We start from the raw sequence: 16,318 nt of genomic DNA on the forward strand, positions 1-16,318 counted from the left end.
GTGCGTGGCTAGCTGTTTTTGGCCTTGGGCATTTGCGATACCAGCGACAGGCTGATGTCCATGCCCTCCACCTGGAAGTGCGGCACGATGAACAGCTTGATCTTGAAGAAGCCCGGGTTATCGTCGATGTCCTCCACCACGACGCGTGCTTCGCGCAGCGGGTGGGATGCCTGCAGTTCGTCGGCCGGGTCGGTCATCTCGGTCACCAGATTCTTGATCCAGCTATTGAGCTCCAGCTCCAGCACCCGGCGGTCCTTGGTGGTGCCAATGTTTTCGCGCTGGATCAGCTTCAGGTAATGGGCAATGCGCGACAGCAGGAAGATGTAGGGCAGGCGGGCATTGATGCGACTGTTGGCGGTGGCTTCCCGGGTTTCGTAAAGCGCCGGTTTCTGCACCGAGTTGGCAGAGAAGAAGCAGGCGTAATCACGGTTCTTGTAGAAGGACAGCGGGGTGAAGCCGAGGTTGGCGAATTCAAACTCGCGGGTTTCCGGAATCAGCACTTCGGTGGGAATCTTGATCTGGTTTCCGGTGCCCAGGTCGTACAGGTGGATGGGCAGGTCTTCCACCAGCCCGCCAGCTTGCGGGCCGCGGATTTGCACGCACCAGCCATTGTGAATGAAGCTGCGCACCATATTGGCGGCAAAGGCAAAGGAGGCATTGGCCCACAGATAGCGCTGGTGGTCCGGTCCTTTTACCTGTTCGCAGTAGTTGAAGCTGCGTACCGGTACGGTGTCCGGCCCGTAGGGCAGGCGGGCCAGGAAGCGCGGCAGGGTGAGGCCGACATAGCGGGCATCGTCGGTATCGCGGAAGCTTTTCCACTTGATGTATTCGGCGCGGTCAAAATAGTTGGCCACATCCTGGATGGCGGCCACTTCTTCCATGCTGTCCTTGCCGAAGAAGGCGGCACCTACCGAGGCGATGAACGGCATGTGGGCAGCGGCGGATACCTTGGAGACATTGCGCAGCAGGGCAATGTCCTGCGGGCCGCGGTCGAATTCGTAGTCGGCGATGATGGCACCGATGGGTTCGCCTCCGGGGGTATCGTATTCCTGGATGTAGGTGTGGCGGTACAGGCCGCTTTGTATCACTTCCGGGCTGTCGTCGAAGTCCTGGCGCAGTGCTTCCTTGGAGACATCCAGCAATTCGATCTTGATGTTCTTGCGAAAATCGGTGCGGTCCACCAGAAACTTCAGGCCGCGCCAGGCCGATTCGGTACGCTGGAAGTCCGGGTGATGCAGCACGGCATCCAGCTGACGGCTGATCTGGGCATCAATGCGGTCGATGTGGTAGTCGAGCAGGCCCTTGTCCAGCCGGTCTACCTTGAGGGCGGATTCCTGTACCAGCTTGAGAAAGACATTGACGGCCACGGTGATGCGTTCATCAAGGCTGGCTTCGGACAGGGCATCCTGATTGCGGAAGACTTCCACTGCGGGTGCGTGGCTGACCGGGGTCAGGTTGATGCGACTGCACAGTGCACCGTACACGCCGCCTTCTGTCGCGGTGTCGACATCCAGTACGGCGCTATTGCTGGGCTGGCTGGTATTTTCCATGTGTTTTCCTTGGTGATCCGTAGTGGTCAGGCTTGGGGGGCGTCCAGTGGGGCGATGTGTTCCAGCTCGGCGCGCAGGTTGCGGGATAGCTGCTCGTCTTTCATGATTTTTTCCAGCTCGCGCCGGAAAGCTGCGTTGTCCAGCAGATTGGATTTCAGGTCGCGCAGCAGATTGCGCATGGCCAGCAAGGCGGCCAGCTCGGGAATCTGGCGCACTACCTGCTCGGGGTGAAAGTCACGCAGGCTGTTGAAGTCCAGCGTGACCGGCAGTTCCGACCCATCGCCCGCCAGCGTGTTTTCCACGCCCAGGCGCAGGGTGGGGTGGTAGTCGGCCAGCACGGAATCGAAGTTGTTCTTGTCGATGCGATGTCTTGTTTTTTCCGCTAGCGGGGTGCCATCGTCGCGTTGGCTGAAGTCGCCCAGTACCAATAGCTTGAGCGGGAGCTCCAGCTTTTTGCGGGCACCGCCGGTGTGCAGGTCGAGCGTGATATTGACGCGTGCAGGAGGGACTTCTTTCTGGAAACTGTCAGCCATGGTTGCTTGCTCCGTAGTGGTGTGCTGCAGGTGGCTCAGCTATTGGCGTATGCTGTGCTTTCTGCAAGCTTTTGATGTTTAACGATTTTTATTGTTTCAAAAACCATATTGCATGCTGTTTTTTCATTCAATAGTCATTTGTTGTGTTCTGAAAATGCGGTTTGGGTTAAGGCAAAAATTCGGTTAATGACGGAAGAATGAGAGGGATGACTCAGAGAATGACTAATGAATTCAGCGGAGTTGGTTGGAATGAGCAGGCTGCCGGGAGGGCGTGGTGATACCGATGGGTATGCATGCCTCGGCACTTGGTGGGCAACTCGGGTCGGTTTTGCTGGAGGTCGGGGTGATTACCGTGCTGCTGTTGCGGCTGGTGATGTGGATGGTCAACCGTTTGTACGGCGGGTATGAGGCGGGCAGCGTCTGGCGCTGAAAGCAGCAATGTTCAGGTTTGAGCACGAGACGGCCCCTGAAGGGGCCATCAGGTGGAGCAGGGCAGACGGGTCAGTAACTCAGGCCGGGGATGGCGTAGTCGCGCAGGCGGTAATACAGCATGCCGGCAGCCTGCAAGGGGACGCGCAGCAGCGGCCCGCCGGGGAAGGCCGGGTTGGACAGGTGCATGAAGTGTTGCAGCAGATGCTCGTCGCCCAGAATGGCATTGGCCAGTACCCGTCCGGCTGCGCAGGTGGGCACCACGCCATGGCCGGAGAAACCCTGTGCCCAGTACACATTCCCGTTGCGACCGAAGTCCGGGGTGCGTGGCACGGTGATGTCGATATGGCCGCCCCAGGTGTGGGTGATGCGGTAAGGGGCCAGTTGCGGAAACACCCGCAGCAGGTCAGCACGCATGCTGGCGGTAAGATTGGCCGGTGTGCGGCCGGAGTAGGTGCACTTGCCGCCGAACAGCAGGCTGCGATCCGCCGTCAGGCGGAAGTAGTCCAGGATGAACTGGTTGTCCGACACCGCCATATTGCTGGGCAGCAGTTGCCGGGCGACTTCTTCCGGTAAGGGTTCGGTGGCAATCATGTAAGTGCCGACCGGCATGACCCTGGCCGAGAGTGCCGGGTCCAGCCGGTCGATATAGGCATTGGTGGCCAGTACCAGCTTGCGGCAGCGGATACGCCCCTGCGGCGTGTGTACCACGCAGCCATCGCCCTGGCTGGCATAGGACAGTGCGCGGGTCTGCTCGAACAGGCGCACGCCCTTACCCTCGGCGGCACGGGCCAGTCCCAGAATGTATTTGAGCGGATGAAAGTGGCCGCCTTCATGGTCGATCAGCCCGGCGACATAGCGTTCCGAGCCCACGTGCTGTGGCAGGTCCTTGCGTGGCACGAATTCCAGCGCTTCATAGCCATAATGCCGTGCCGCATGTTCCTGCCACTCCGACAGCAGCCTGATGCGCTGCCATAACACCGATGTCCACAAATGGCCTTCTGCCAGTTCGCAGTCGATGTGGTGATGGCGGATCTTGTGGCGGATGTCGGCGGCGGCACTGCGCAGCAGTTGCCAGATTTCCTGTGCCGCTTCCAGCCCCAGCGCGGCTTCAATCGGGGGCATATCACAGGAAAACCCCAGGATGATCTGCCCGCCATTCCGCCCGCTTGCCGCCCAGCCCACCCGGCTGGCCTCGATCACGGCCACGTTGACGCCGGCATCGGCCAGATTGTGTGCGGTATACAGGCCGGTAAAGCCCGCGCCCACCACCAGCACATCCACATCCATATCCTGGGTCAGCGCCGGGCGCTCGATTTGCTGGGCGGTGCTGGTGGCGGCATACCAGCTGGGCGGATAGTGGCGGGCGGATTCAAACATGGTGTCTCCTTGCTGTGATTGACGGCGGCGCTTCAGGCGCTGACGGTGTATGCCCAAACCACCTGGGCTTCTTCATGCCCGGGGTTGCAATAGCGGTGCGGTCGGCTGCTGTTGAAGCTGAAGCTGTCGCCCGCAGCCAGCAGGTGGCATTGTTCGTCTACCCATAGCTCCAGGCTGCCGCACAGCACCATGCCACCCTGATCGCCGCCGTGGCTGAGGGTTTGCGGGCCGGAGCTGGCACCGGGGGCAAAGCGGGTGAGCATCAGTTGCAAGCCACCGGCAAAGCCGGGCGAGAGCAGGGCGTCACTGACACCTTCGGCATAGTGCAGTACCGGGCGGTGTGCCTGGCGTACCACCAGCCCGCGCTCATGCGCCGGGGCCTGGCTGAAGAACACGCCATAGGGCACGGCCAGGGCGGTGGCCAGCTTGTTGAGGTCGGATACGCTGGGCTGGCTTTTGCCGCGCTCCAGCTGGGAGAGAAAGCCGATGGAGCGCCCGGTGGCGCTGCTCAATTGCTGCAAGGACAGTTTGCGCAGCTTGCGCAACTGGCGGATTTGTTCACCCAGCCAGGCCGGGTTGGGCGGGCTGCTGTCCTTGAGTGAGGTGTCTGTGATTGCTGTCATGTCTGCCAGCATACGCAGGCAGATTGAAGTTTTGTGAAAAAAATGACTTAAATTTTCACATTGTAAAAATTATTGTTGTATTTTTTTAGCAAGATCAATGGTGCTGGCTGAGGCATTGGCCCACGAAACACCGCTCGCTGGGCCTGCCGAGTTCAGCCGCCGGCACGTTTTACCGTGAAGCCCTGCTTTTGCAGAGTGCTGATGACGGTGGCGACATGATCTCCCTGGATTTCGATGCAGCCGTCCTTCACCGTTCCACCGCTGCCGCAAGCGTTTTTCAGCTGCTTGCCCAAGGCACTCAGGCCGGCCGCATCACGCAGCACGCCTTTTACCACGGTGACGGTCTTGCCGCCACGGCCCTTGTTTTCCCGGCTGACACGCACGATGCCATCACCACTGGGCAGGGTGGATTGCTGGCAGATACAGGCATCAAGCGGCTGGCGGCAGTCGGGGCACATGCGGCCATGTTCGGTGGAGTAAACCAGGCCGCCGGAAGAAGATTTCGATTTCATGGGTAAGTGCAGGCTGACAGGGCAGCCGGCAGTCTAGCGCCAAACCGGCGCCAAGACGATGACTTGGTACAGGGCAGGGCAGCCAGCAGGAGCCGCAAGATGGACAAAGCACAATGTGCGATACGGAGCAGCAGGGTCTCCACCGGCACGGACAAGCACATGGTACTGCGGTCGGCGGTGATGGATGTCGACCATGACGCGTGCTGATCAGGCGTAGGTATTGATGCGGCCATCCGGTGTGGTTGGCACCTCCGGGCTAGTGGGCACGGCGGCTGGTGTTGCCGTGCCGGGGGCGGGGCTGCTGGCCGGTGCCGACGGGGTGAGTGGCGGATAGTGGACTGCCTGCGGGGTGGTGGCGGTAATCATGCGACGTAGGCCTGACGGTGGAAAACAGCTAACCATGCAGAGGGTCTGGCGTGCCAGCAAGACTTTGCTGACGACTTTGCCTTTATTTACCCGGTGCAGACCGGTCCGGCAGTCGATGAGACAAAAAAATTGCCAACCCGCAACGGGGTTGGCCTGAGAGTAAAGCCGAGAGAAACAACGGAACAAGAGACAGCCCGGCACCAGAGCTGGTATGGCCGTCATTGTCGCTGCTGTCTGTGACAGTGGCTTGACGCGGCAATGAAAAAAGCGCGACACCGCAACAGCCGGGTCAGGGCCTGGTGTGTGCGTCCTGCTCCAGCAGTTGCTGCAGTTCTGCCCGGCTGATGTCCAGCCCCAGCATGGCGGTGAGGGTGATGAACAAGCCGCCGAACATATCGGGAGCCATATTCACCAGTTTGGCGCGGGCCTCGTCCACACTGAGCGGGCACTTGCTCGCAACCAGTTCGGCCACCGCCTGCAGCATGGGCGGATGCCGGGTGAGCTGTACCAGCGAGGAGTCTGCCCTCAGCCTGGGATACAGCGGTTTGCTGTCGACTACCAGCATGGCTTGCTGGCGAATGTCGCGGCTGGATGCGCCGATGCGGATTTCATACTGGCCACCTTCTACTACCCAGGCCGAGTGAGCCGGGTCGTAACAGGCAAGATCCTCGCCTTGCAGCGTGAACTGCGCCCGCTGCATGCTTCCTGCCGGGATGTCCAGTTTGACAAAGCCGCGCAAGGCCTGCACTGGCCGCGCCAGCGTAGAAGGTGGTGGTGCAATGTACAGCTGCACGATCTCCTTGCCGGCGCGGGTGCCACGATTGTGGATGTCAACGCAGACAGTCACGCTGCCGTGCTCGTCCATGCTGTTGCTGGAGAGTTGCAGGTTCTGGTAGTCGAAACGGGTGTAGCTCAGGCCAAAGCCAAACGGAAACAGCGGCTGCATCTGGCGCTTGTCGTAATAGCGGTAGCCGACGAACAAGCCTTCGCCATACAGGTGGCGGCCATTTTCGCCGGGGTAGTGCAGATAGGCCGGGGTTTCTTCCAGCGTATTGGGCAGGGTGGTGGTGAGCTTGCCGCTGGGGTTGTTGTGGCCAAACAGCGTGGCAGCCACCGCCTGGCCCATGCCCTGACCGGCAAAGAAACATTCCAGCACGGCAGGCACCTGCGGCAGCCAGGGCATCAGCACGGCATCACCATTGCACAGCACCACCACCAGCTTGGGCTGCACGGCAGCCAGCCGGGTAATCAGTCGCTCATGACTGGCCAGCAGGCCCAGATGCTGGCGGTCACCGTTTTCACCATCCACCCCGATGGGGGTACTGACAAATACCACGGCCACCTCGGCGGCGGATGCCATGGCGCAGGCATGTTGCAGTGCTGTCTCGTCGTCGAATTCGTCGTGCGGTGCACCGACAGCGTAGTCGACCTGCACGCTTCTCCCTGCCAGTGCGCGGATTTCATCCAGCGGGCAGTCCAGCTGCCAGGGCTGGGTGGTGGCACAGCCCGAACCCTGGATCACCGGCTGTCGTGCCGGTTTGCCAATGACTGCCAGGCGGCGCAGCTGCTGGCCATTCAATGGCAGCAAGTCCTGGTCGTTCTTCAGTAAAACCAGCGATTCGGCGGCAATCTGCCGTGCCAGCTGATGGTGGCTGGCAAAATCCGCCTTGGTGCCGGGGCGCTGACCGGCATGCACCTTGGCTATCAGTTGCAGCATGTGCAGGCAGGCGCGGTCGAGTTTCTCCTGCGGGATGCGGCCCTGTTCGATGGCGGCCAGCAGTTCGGCATTGTCCAGCGGGTTTTCCGGCATGGCCAGTTCATTACCGGCCAACAGCGAGGCCGGGCGGTCCTTGATGCCGTACCAGTCCGACATCACCAGCCCCTGATAGCCCCATTCCTCGCGCAATACCCGGGTCAGCAGCCAGTGGTGCTGCGAGGTCTGTTCGCCGTTGAGCCGGTTGTAGGAGGACATCAGCGACCATGGATCCGCTTTGGCAATGGCGCGCTGGAAACCGTACAGATAGATTTCGCGCAGTGCCCGCTCGTCGACGATGGAGTCCATCCCGGTACGCTGGAATTCCGAGTTATTGCAGGCAAAGTGTTTGAGGCAGGCTCCCACGCCTTCTTGCTGCAAACCGTTGATCAGCGCGGCGGCCAGATCGCCGCTGAGTAGCGGGTCTTCCGAGTAATACTCGTAACCGCGCCCGGCCAGCGGCGTGCGGCGGATATTGATGCCCGGCCCCAGCAGCAGGCCCACGCCCATGGACTGGCATTCGATACCCAGCGCCCGTCCCATTTGTTCCACCAGGTTCACATCCCAGCTGCAGGCCAGGCTGGAGCCATTGGGAAAGCAGGTGGCCGGGCGCGAGTGGCCGAACAGTGCCTCGGAGCCGCCCTTGTCGCTGTCGCCAGTCACCTGGCCCGCGTCTTGCTGCACCACGGACAGGAAGTCGCTGATATTCCAGCCTTGCTGCTGGTCGATCTGCGCGCTGCTATAGCGCACGCCATAGGTGCCGTCGGTCATGACAAAGTCGCTGATACCAAGCTGCGGCAGGCTGGCCGTACGCCACAGGCCCTGGCCGCTGAGCAGCCTGACCTTGTCTGCCGGGCTCATGCGGGCGATCAGTTCGGTGTGGGAGGTGCGCATGTCAGGTCTCCTGTGGCTGGGCGGCGGCGGGCTGCTTGCGTGCTGCAATCTGGCCCAGCATGTGCCGGTAGCTGTTTTCGTCCAGCGCATAGCGCAGCATGAACAGCAGGGCGAGCACGAACAGGGCGGCGGGTATCAGCGTCATCATCAGGGCGATCCAGTCCTGTGCCCGCGGCGTGATATGGGCGGCGTCGTAGCCGGCATATTGCAGGATCAGCCCGGCCAGCCCGCCGGCAATGGCCATGGCCACCTTGGTGATGAAGTTGAAATAGCCATAAATGGCCCCCTCGGTACGCACATGGTGCTGCCACTCGGCGTATTCCACCGTGTCGGCCAGCATGGCGTACATGCAGACAAAGATGCTGCCCATGGCCGCGCTGTACACGCTGACGCAGGCCATGATGGCCAGACGGTTGTCACCTGCCAGCCAGTACTGGCAAGCCAGCGCCAATGCGCCTGCGCTCAGGGTGAGCAGGGTCAGCCTTTTTTTGCCGAAGCGGGCAATCAGCTGTTCCGAGGCAATGGTGCCCACCAGATTGGCCACGGTCTGGATGGCGAAGAAGCTGGCGGTATAGGCTTCATCGCGCAGTACGTAGTTGATGTAGTAAATGGCGGCGGCCATCCACACGCTGTAGGCGATATAGGTAAACACGGTAAACATCGACAACTGGAACAGGGGTCGGTTGGCGGTAATGGCCTGCACCATCTGGCGCAGGCTGGGGGCTGTGTCCTCGTCCTGCCGGATGCGTTCCCTGGTCATGGCAAAGCAGGCGTAGAACAGCAGGGTGGCCAGCCCGGCAAACAGCGCGATGGTGAGCTGGTAGCCGGTGCGCGGGTCGGCAAAGCGGCGGATCAACTGGTCGGCATATACCGACACCACAAAGTAACCCAGCGTGGCAAACAACATGCGGTACACCGACAGCGAGGCGCGCGACATGGTGTGCTGGGTCAGCATATTGTTCATGGCGGAATAGGGTGTGTTCACCGTGGTATAGGCCAGGCAATACAGGGTGTAGCTCACCAGGGCATAGGCAAACTTGTAGCTGGTGTCCGGTGTGCTGAAGCACAGTACGGTCAGCACACCCAGCGGCAGCGCGCCATACAGCAGGTATGGCCGCAGCTTGCCGTGGCGGCTGTGGGTGCGGTCGATGGCGTAGCCCAGCAGGATGTTGAACAGTGCATCGATGATGCGGGCAATCAGGAAAATCAGGCTGGCTTCACCGGCGCTCAGGCCGAAAATATTGGTGTAGAAAAATAGCAGGAACAGCGAGACGGCACCAAATGACAGATTGGACGCCATGTCTCCCAGTCCATAGCCTGCTTTTTCTCGCAGGCCCAGTCTGACATCGGCGGCGGACAGGGCAGGATCTGACATGATGCGGTTCTCCAGAGCCAGGGGATGGGCCCTAACATAGCAGCGCCTCCCGGCACGGCTATGGAGATCGCACTCTGGAAACGTCGGGTTTTATGGCGGGATTTTCAAAACGCAGGACAAAAAAATAGCCAACCCGCAATGGAGTTGGCCCGAGAGGGTAATCGTCAGGCGGGCGGCAGATCTGCGTTGCCGGCCCGCTCAAGGCTTACTGTGCCAGCGGCTTTTTCAGTACGCGCAGCATGACGGCGGTCAGCACCGTACCCACCACCAGTGCCACCAGGTAGGATCCCAGATTGGTCACCGCGTTAGGGATGGGCAGCACGAACACGCCACCGTGCGGTACTTTCAGTTCCACGCCCATGGCCATGGAGATGGCACCGGTCACGGCCGAACCCACCATCAGCGACGGAATCACGCGCAGCGGGTCGCGGGCGGCAAACGGAATGGCACCTTCACTGATAAAGGAAATACCCAGCACGCCAGCGGCCTTGCCGGCTTCGCGTTCGTCGGCGGTAAAGCGGTCGGCAAACAGCTTGGTGGCCAGGGCAATGCCCAGCGGCGGAGTCATGCCGGCAGCCATTACCGCGGCCATCGGGGTGTACACCTGGCTGGCAATCAGGCCGGTGGCAAAGGCATAGGCTGCCTTGTTCACCGGGCCGCCCATGTCAAAGGCCATCATCGCGCCCAGAATGGCACCCAGCAGCAAGGCGCTGCTGCCCTGCATGCTCTTGAGCGCATCGGTCAGCATGGCCAGCAGGCCGGCCACCGGCGTGCCGATGACGTAGATCATCAACAGGCCCACCAGCAGGGAACCCAGTACCGGCAGGATCAGCACCGGCTTCAGGCCATCAAGGTTGCGGCCCAGCTGGATTTTCTTGTTGAGGAAATCCGTGCCGTAACCGGCAATGAAACCGGCGGCAATGCCACCCAGAAAGCCGGAACCGAGGCTGGCGGCCAGCATGCCACCCACCATGCCGGGGGCAATACCCGGACGGTTGGCGATGGAGTAGGAAATGTAACCGGCCAGAATCGGCACCATCAGCGCAAAGGCGGATTTGGCGCCAATCTGGAACAAGGCCCAGGCCAGCGTGCCCTTGTGCGCGTCGTCAAAGGCGTAAATGCCGCCCAGTGCAAAAGCCAGTGCAATCATGATGCCGCCCGCGGTGACAAAGGGCAGCATGAAGGACACACCGGTCATCAGGTGTTTGTAAGCGCCGCTGCGCTGCTCGCTCTGGGCGCTGCTTGCGGAAGCGGGGCTGGCGGCAGTCTGGCTGCTGGCTGCCTGGCTGGCACCGTGCGGCTGGGCTTCGGCAATGGCGCGGCGCACCAGGTTTTCACCATCGTTGATGGCCGGTTTGGTGCCGCTGGAGAACAAACGCTTGCCGACAAAGCGCGACAGGTCCACCTGGGTGTCGGCGGCAATGATCACCACATCGGCCAGACGGATTTCATCTGCCGTCAGCGTGTCCTGCGCACCCACCGAACCCTGGGTTTCCACGCGGATGCTGTGGCCCAGTTTCTGCGCAGCCTGGCTCAGGCCTTCGGCCGCCATGAAGGTGTGGGCAATGCCGGTGGGGCAGGAGGTAATGCCGACAATGCGCAGCGCGCTGCTGGCAGTCCGGGCATTCAGGCTGGCCTTGAGCTGGCCTTCGGCATCGGCCAGCACGGCTTCCAGCGAGCTGAGCAGGGTGTGGCTGTTGGCAAAGCGCACGTCTTGTGCGGCGGCTTCGCCAATCAGCAGCACGGCATCGGCGTCGGCAATGGCGCTGGCGCTCAGCGGCTGTTGCACGCCTTGTGCGGTGTGGATTTCTACATCGATCTTGTGTTTCAGCCGGGTAGCCGCCTGGCGCAGCGCTTCGCCAGCCAGCATGGACTGGGTGCTGCGATCGGGAGCTGCAATCACTGCCAGCAGGTTTGCCATTGTCTATCTCCTAGTTTTATCTGCCTGTTGTTGTTGCTTTGCTGATGATCTGCTGCGTGGCGGGGGTGAGGGAGCGTTGCCCGCCCGCAGCATGATGGTTTAGAGCAGCTAACAAAAAACCTGATGCGGCGTTGCGCCTCCTGGTCGTACTGTGTGTACTGTCTGCGTCGGCGCGCCTTGCCTCAGGGATGCTGCGCTGTTTTGTTAACCGCTCTTACTGTAGGTGCTGCACTTCCACTTGCCGTGCCAGTTGTTCCACCTCGCTGCGTGCCGGCAGGTGGGGGCCGATGCGGGCCAGCTTGGCAGTGGCAAAGGCCACGGCCAGCCGGGCGCGGTCTTCACCGGCCAGGCGCTGGTGGCGCGCGGCGCTGAGGCCGGCCACCAGTGCATCACCGGCACCCACGGTGCTCAGCGGGTTCTGTACCGGCAGGCGGGCCAGCAGGGCCGGGCCGTCGTCCAGCACAAACAGCGCGCCTTCTTCGCCCAGCGACACCACCACTTCGGCCACACCGGCCTGTTGCAACTGGCGGGCGCAGGCCAGCACGTCTTGCAGGGTGGGCAGGGGGCGTCCGGCCCACTGTTCCAGTTCGTGGCGGTTGGGCTTGATGCAGTCGGGCAGGCTGGCACGTGGCGCGGCCAGTGCGGTGGCCAGTGCGGCACCGCTGCTGTCCAGCAGCACATGTGCGCCCCATTGGCGCAGCTTGCCAATCAGCACCGGCAGTCGTTCCGGCTCCAGTCCTTGCGGCAGGCTGCCGGCCAGCACGATCTGGCTGCCCGGATTGACGTCTGCCGCCAGCAGGGTCAGCAGGCGTTCCCACTGCACCTCGCCTACGGTCAGGCCCGGCAGGTTGATGTCGGTGGTGCTGGCATTGGCCTGATCGGACAGCTTGATGTTGACGCGGGTGTCGCCCGGCACGCGGATGAAGCGGTCGGCAATCCCTTTGTCCTTGAACAGCGCCTCAAACGCTTCGCTGTTATTGCGTCCCAACAGGCCGGTGGCCAGCACCGGCAAGCCCCAGTCGGCCAGACAGCTGGCCACGTTCACGCCCTTGCCACCGGCATTGCTGGTGCTGGACAACGCCAGATTGACGCTGCCGGGCTGAAAATCCTGCACGCACACCGTCTGGTCGATGGCCGGGTTCAGGGTGATGGTGATCAGCGGGCCGTTCATGACAGCAGGCTCTGCAGGGCGCGTACTTCTTCGGCGCTATCGCAATCCAGCGCTTGCTGCGCCAGGTCGGCCAGCTTGGCAAAGTCGCTGCCACGCAGGCGGGCCTTGACGCTGGCGATGTCACGCGGGCTCATCGACAGTTCGTTCACGCCCAGACCGGTAAGCAGGGCGGCACCGAACGGGTCGCCGGCAATGCCACCGCACACACCTACCCAGCGGCCATGCTGGGTGGCACCTTGTACCGTCTGGTGGATCAGGCGCAGTACTGCCGGGTGCAGGCTGTCGGCCTCGGCGGCCAGTTCCGGGTGCTGACGGTCGATGGCCAGCGCGTACTGGGTGAGGTCGTTGGTGCCGATGGAGAAGAAGTCCACATGTTCGGCCAGCTTGTCGGCCAGGGTGGCGGCGGCGGGCACTTCCACCATGATGCCGATCGGCACCGCCGGGGCGTTCAGCTCGCGGCGGATGCCCTCGCACAGGCCCTTCAAGCGGGTGATTTCCTTCAGCGAGGTAATCATCGGGAACATGATGGACAGCGGCTGGCCACCACGGGCGGCGCGGTACAGCGCACGCAGCTGCGGTTCCAGCAGGTCGCGGCGGCGCAGCAGCAGACGGGCACCACGCATGCCGAGGAAGGGGTTTTCCTCATGCGGCAGGTTGAGGTAGGGCACTTGCTTGTCGCCGCCGATATCCAGCGTGCGCACGATCAGCGGACGGCCTTCCAGTGCCTGCAGCATGGCTTGGTAGGTGGCGAACTGTTCTTCTTCGTCCGGACTGTCGTCACGTTCCAGGAACAGGAACTCGGTACGCATCAGGCCCACGCCTTCGGCACCGGCGGCAATGGCGGCGGCCACCTGGTCCGGGCGGTTGACGTTGGCAGCCACTTCCACGCTGTGGCCGTCACGGGTCTGGGCCGGCAGGCTGCGTTCGGCTTCCTCGCGCTCCTTGCGCAGCTGCTGTTGTGCCATCCAGTCGCGGGCGGATTTCAGGTCGGCTTCGCCCGGGTTCAGGTAGAGGCGGCCAGCCTGGCCATCCAGAATCGCTGCCGTGCCATTGGCCACACCCAACAGGCCGGGGCCACCGGCTACCAGTGCCGGCAGGCCGAGGGTGCGCGCCAGAATGGCGGTATGGGAAGTCGGGCCGCCCTGGGCGGTGGCGAGGCCAATCACCTTGTTGGTATCCAGCCCGGCGGTGTCCGACGGCGACAGATCGCTGGCCAGCAGAATGCAGTTATCCGGCAGGTCGGACAGGGTGGTGGCTTGCAGGCTGGGGTCGATCTTGCCCAGCACGCGGCGGCCCACATCGCGCAGGTCGGCAGCGCGGGCGGCCAGCAGCTGATTGCCCAGCGCAGCCAGACGGTCGGCCAGTCTTTCCACTGCCTGATGCCAGGACCAGGCCACGCCGTGGCCTTCCACCATCAGTTGGCAGGACAGGGTGATCAGGTCGGTATCGCTCAGCAGTTCGGCCTGGGCCTTGAAAATGGCGGCTTCGGCATTGCCCAGGCGCTGGGCGGTGTCTTCGGCCAGTTTGGCCAGTTCGGCGCGGGTATCGGCCAGCGCGGCATGCAGTTTGTCACCGGCTTCGGCCAGGGCCAGCGGGTGGTCGGGAATGGCGGGCAGGCCGTGGGTCAGCACATGCACCTGACCGATGGCCAGGCCGGGGCTGGCGCTGATGCCGGCTACTTCCAGCGGGTGGCCCGGCGGCTGCCAGTTGTTTTCGCTACGCTGGGCCTGGGCTTTTTGTGCGGCCAGTGCGGCGTCGGTTTGTTCCTGCGCAGTCAGGCGGGTCATCACCCCTTGCAGCGCTTGCAGCAGGGCGGCGGCATCGCTGCCTTCGGCGGACACCACCAGCCGGTCGCCGCGTTGCAGGCCCAGTTGCAGCAGGGAAATCATGTTTTTGGCGTCAGCCACATGGTGGCCGTGACGCACTTGCACCTGTGCCGCGTACTGGCGGGCGGTTTCCACCCACGCGGTGGCCGGGCGGGCGTGCAGGCCATTGGGGTAGTCCACCTGCCATTCAAACTGTTCGGCCAGATCGCCAGCGGCTTGCTGCGGCGCAGCCGGTGCGGCTGCGGTATCGGACAGGGCGGCAATCAGGTCTTGCGGGTTGCTGGTGGCAAACAGCTGCTGCAGGCGGGGTTCGTCTTGCAGCAAGCGGGTAAGCCTGCGCAGCAGCTGGATGTGTTCGTCCGACTGGGCGGCAATGGCAAACAGCAGGTGGGTGGTTTGTCCCGGATTCCACTCCAGGCCCTGCGGAATCTGCAGGATGGCAATGCCGGTGCGCTTGATCAGGTGGCGGTCTTCCACCATGCCGTGCGGAATGGAGACGCCATGACCCAGAAAGGTGTTAGCCACGGCTTCACGTGCCAGCAGGCTGTCGATATAGGCGGCGTCGATACAGCCAGCGTTGGCCAGCAGCTGGCCGGCCTGGCGGATGGCCTCTTCCTTGCTGGCCGGAGCGGTGGCAAGGCAAATCAGTTCCGGATGGATCAGATCGTGCGACATCGGGAGTGGTCTCCTGGTACTGTTATTTTGCTGCATTGCACCCAAAAAGGGGCTGTGCTGACTATTGTCTGGCGTTGCGTTGATGGCATTGAAAACGATTACATAATTGCTGTCAATATTGATTGTTGACTATCTGGATCAAATTTTACTCAAGTCAACAAGATGCATTGAAACCAAAGGCTTGCAATGGTTTTGGACTTGATGCACGATCACGACAATCTGACTGAAAACGATTGCAAAATGACGGTAGGCATCAAGGATGTAGCCCGCGCCGCAGGGGTATCGGTGGCAACGGTATCGCGTGCACTGGGCGGTGGCCCGGTCAGCGAGGAGCTGCGCAAGAAAGTGGAAGCAGCAGTGGCCGCCACCGGCTATCTGCCCAATCTGTCGGCGCGACGCTTGCGCTCGCAGCACAGCCACACCATCGGGCTGATTGTGTCCGATATCCGGAACCCCTTTTTCACGGCGGTCAGCCGTGCGGTGGAGGACGCCGCCTATGCGGTGGGGATGCGGGTGATTCTGTGCAATACCGACGAAAACCCGCAAAAAGAAGCCATGTACCTGCGGCTGATGCAGGAAGAACGGGTGACCGGGGTCATTTTTGCCCCCACCCGTGCCACCGCGCAAAAGCTGGACCCGCACCAGCTGGGTTTTCCGGTGGTACTGATAGACCGCGCGGCCCCGCCCGGCCAGACCGATGCCGTGGTGCTGGACAATGCAGAAGCCGCCAGCCTGCTGGTGGAGCATTTGCTGGCGCAGGGCTATCGCCGTATCGGCGGTCTGTTCGGTAACACCAGTACCACCGGTGCCGAGCGCCATGCTGGCGTGGTGGCCGCCATGCAGCAGCATGGTTTGCAGGCGGAGGCGCGCTTTATTGCCCCCACGCCGGAGGCCGCAGAGCAGGCCGTGCGCGACTGGCTGCGCGAACCGGTTCAACCGGAAGCACTGATTGCCAGTAATGGCCTGGTATTGCTGGGCATGTTGCGCGGCGCGCGTGCGGCGGGCGTCAGCATTCCGGCGCAGCTGGCACTGGCCGGCTTTGACAATGACAACTGGACCGAACTGGCCGGCCCCGGCCTGACGGTAATCGAACAGCCGGTATACGACATTGGCCGCACCGCCATGAAGATGCTGCTGGAGCGACTGGAAGACCCGGCCCGCAGTGCACGCAAGGTGGTGCTGTCCGGGCGCTTGATTGCCCGTGGTTCCACTGCGCAACCCATCGCGGCACATGCCGGGCAGCAGGGTGCCGAACCGCGCTGATCACAGGCCGTATCTGTCGCTACAAAGGACGTCAGCTGACGTCCTTT

At 62.4% G+C, this 16,318-nt stretch carries 13 protein-coding genes; 2 read left to right on the forward strand and 11 right to left on the reverse strand.

The window, feature by feature from the left end; genetic code table 11:
• Window positions 1-8: 8 nt before the first annotated feature.
• Together tssC and tssB are read right to left on the reverse strand one after the other, a co-directional pair.
• Window positions 9-1,550, reverse strand: coding sequence for a type VI secretion system contractile sheath large subunit (gene tssC, locus ACE3SE_RS07685; protein ID WP_045846185.1), 1,542 nt, complete (start codon window positions 1,548-1,550; stop codon window positions 9-11).
• A gap of 26 nt (window positions 1,551-1,576) precedes the next feature.
• Entirely contained in the window at window positions 1,577-2,083 is a 507-nt protein-coding gene (gene tssB / locus ACE3SE_RS07690) for a type VI secretion system contractile sheath small subunit (protein ID WP_374554428.1), read from the reverse strand.
• Window positions 2,084-2,366: 283 nt separating this feature from the next.
• Here tssB and ACE3SE_RS07695 point away from each other — a divergent pair, with 283 nt between their 5' ends.
• Window positions 2,367-2,513 (forward strand): hypothetical protein, encoded by a 147-nt coding sequence (locus tag ACE3SE_RS07695; RefSeq protein WP_374554429.1) that lies wholly within the window; start codon window positions 2,367-2,369, stop codon window positions 2,511-2,513.
• 71 nt (window positions 2,514-2,584) lie between these two features.
• Here the strand turns inward: ACE3SE_RS07695 and ACE3SE_RS07700 are convergent, their stop codons facing one another.
• The 9 genes from ACE3SE_RS07700 to ptsP form a co-directional block, all read right to left on the reverse strand.
• On the reverse strand, window positions 2,585-3,892 hold the full coding sequence (locus ACE3SE_RS07700; RefSeq protein WP_374554430.1) for an NAD(P)/FAD-dependent oxidoreductase: 1,308 nt from the start codon (window positions 3,890-3,892) through the stop codon (window positions 2,585-2,587).
• A 32-nt stretch (window positions 3,893-3,924) separates the two neighbouring features.
• The gene (locus ACE3SE_RS07705; RefSeq protein WP_374554431.1) at window positions 3,925-4,515 is read right to left on the reverse strand and encodes a helix-turn-helix domain-containing protein; all 591 of its coding nucleotides are present in this window, start codon (window positions 4,513-4,515) and stop codon (window positions 3,925-3,927) included.
• A gap of 152 nt (window positions 4,516-4,667) precedes the next feature.
• The gene (locus ACE3SE_RS07710; RefSeq protein WP_374554432.1) at window positions 4,668-5,027 is read right to left on the reverse strand and encodes a translation initiation factor Sui1; all 360 of its coding nucleotides are present in this window, start codon (window positions 5,025-5,027) and stop codon (window positions 4,668-4,670) included.
• Window positions 5,028-5,234: 207 nt separating this feature from the next.
• Window positions 5,235-5,393 (reverse strand): hypothetical protein, encoded by a 159-nt coding sequence (locus ACE3SE_RS07715; protein WP_374554433.1) that lies wholly within the window; start codon window positions 5,391-5,393, stop codon window positions 5,235-5,237.
• Window positions 5,394-5,682: 289 nt separating this feature from the next.
• Window positions 5,683-8,040 (reverse strand): beta-glucosidase, encoded by a 2,358-nt coding sequence (locus ACE3SE_RS07720; protein ID WP_374554434.1) that lies wholly within the window; start codon window positions 8,038-8,040, stop codon window positions 5,683-5,685.
• A gap of 1 nt (window position 8,041) precedes the next feature.
• Window positions 8,042-9,415 carry an MFS transporter gene (locus tag ACE3SE_RS07725; RefSeq protein WP_374554435.1) on the reverse strand — a complete coding sequence of 458 codons (1,374 nt, stop codon included), beginning with the start codon at window positions 9,413-9,415 and terminating at the stop codon, window positions 8,042-8,044.
• Window positions 9,416-9,620: 205 nt separating this feature from the next.
• Complete coding sequence (locus tag ACE3SE_RS07730) at window positions 9,621-11,336, reverse strand: PTS fructose transporter subunit IIBC (protein ID WP_374554436.1); 1,716 nt, start codon at window positions 11,334-11,336, stop codon at window positions 9,621-9,623.
• Between the two features lie 214 nt (window positions 11,337-11,550).
• A complete protein-coding gene (gene pfkB / locus ACE3SE_RS07735; RefSeq protein WP_374554437.1) occupies window positions 11,551-12,507 on the reverse strand; it encodes a 1-phosphofructokinase in 957 nt (318 codons plus the stop codon).
• Window positions 12,504-15,008, reverse strand: a complete 2,505-nt coding sequence (gene ptsP, locus ACE3SE_RS07740; RefSeq protein WP_374554438.1) for a phosphoenolpyruvate--protein phosphotransferase — start codon at window positions 15,006-15,008, stop codon at window positions 12,504-12,506. Before ptsP ends, pfkB begins: the two co-directional genes overlap by 4 nt.
• Before the next feature lie 240 nt (window positions 15,009-15,248).
• Here ptsP and ACE3SE_RS07745 point away from each other — a divergent pair, with 240 nt between their 5' ends.
• Window positions 15,249-16,271, forward strand: coding sequence for a LacI family DNA-binding transcriptional regulator (locus ACE3SE_RS07745; RefSeq protein WP_062789499.1), 1,023 nt, complete (start codon window positions 15,249-15,251; stop codon window positions 16,269-16,271).
• The last annotated feature ends 47 nt before the right edge of the window (window positions 16,272-16,318 follow it).

The sequence above is a fragment of the Aquitalea pelogenes genome, from assembly GCF_041914625.1.
Taxonomy (GTDB): Bacteria; Pseudomonadota; Gammaproteobacteria; order Burkholderiales; family Chromobacteriaceae; genus Aquitalea; species Aquitalea pelogenes.

What these genes read in the sequence shown, in the direction of transcription:
- tssC (WP_045846185.1), bottom strand. Translation starts at nt 1,550, where the DNA reads ATGGAAAATACCAGCCAGCCCAGCAATAGCGCCGTACTGGATGTCGAC.
- tssB (WP_374554428.1), bottom strand. Translation starts at nt 2,083, where the DNA reads ATGGCTGACAGTTTCCAGAAAGAAGTCCCTCCTGCACGCGTCAATATC.
- ACE3SE_RS07695 (WP_374554429.1), top strand. Translation starts at nt 2,367, where the DNA reads ATGGGTATGCATGCCTCGGCACTTGGTGGGCAACTCGGGTCGGTTTTG.
- ACE3SE_RS07700 (WP_374554430.1), bottom strand. Translation starts at nt 3,892, where the DNA reads ATGTTTGAATCCGCCCGCCACTATCCGCCCAGCTGGTATGCCGCCACC.
- ACE3SE_RS07705 (WP_374554431.1), bottom strand. Translation starts at nt 4,515, where the DNA reads ATGACAGCAATCACAGACACCTCACTCAAGGACAGCAGCCCGCCCAAC.
- ACE3SE_RS07710 (WP_374554432.1), bottom strand. Translation starts at nt 5,027, where the DNA reads ATGAAATCGAAATCTTCTTCCGGCGGCCTGGTTTACTCCACCGAACAT.
- ACE3SE_RS07715 (WP_374554433.1), bottom strand. Translation starts at nt 5,393, where the DNA reads ATGATTACCGCCACCACCCCGCAGGCAGTCCACTATCCGCCACTCACC.
- ACE3SE_RS07720 (WP_374554434.1), bottom strand. Translation starts at nt 8,040, where the DNA reads ATGCGCACCTCCCACACCGAACTGATCGCCCGCATGAGCCCGGCAGAC.
- ACE3SE_RS07725 (WP_374554435.1), bottom strand. Translation starts at nt 9,415, where the DNA reads ATGTCAGATCCTGCCCTGTCCGCCGCCGATGTCAGACTGGGCCTGCGA.
- ACE3SE_RS07730 (WP_374554436.1), bottom strand. Translation starts at nt 11,336, where the DNA reads ATGGCAAACCTGCTGGCAGTGATTGCAGCTCCCGATCGCAGCACCCAG.
- pfkB (WP_374554437.1), bottom strand. Translation starts at nt 12,507, where the DNA reads ATGAACGGCCCGCTGATCACCATCACCCTGAACCCGGCCATCGACCAG.
- ptsP (WP_374554438.1), bottom strand. Translation starts at nt 15,008, where the DNA reads ATGTCGCACGATCTGATCCATCCGGAACTGATTTGCCTTGCCACCGCT.
- ACE3SE_RS07745 (WP_062789499.1), top strand. Translation starts at nt 15,249, where the DNA reads ATGACGGTAGGCATCAAGGATGTAGCCCGCGCCGCAGGGGTATCGGTG.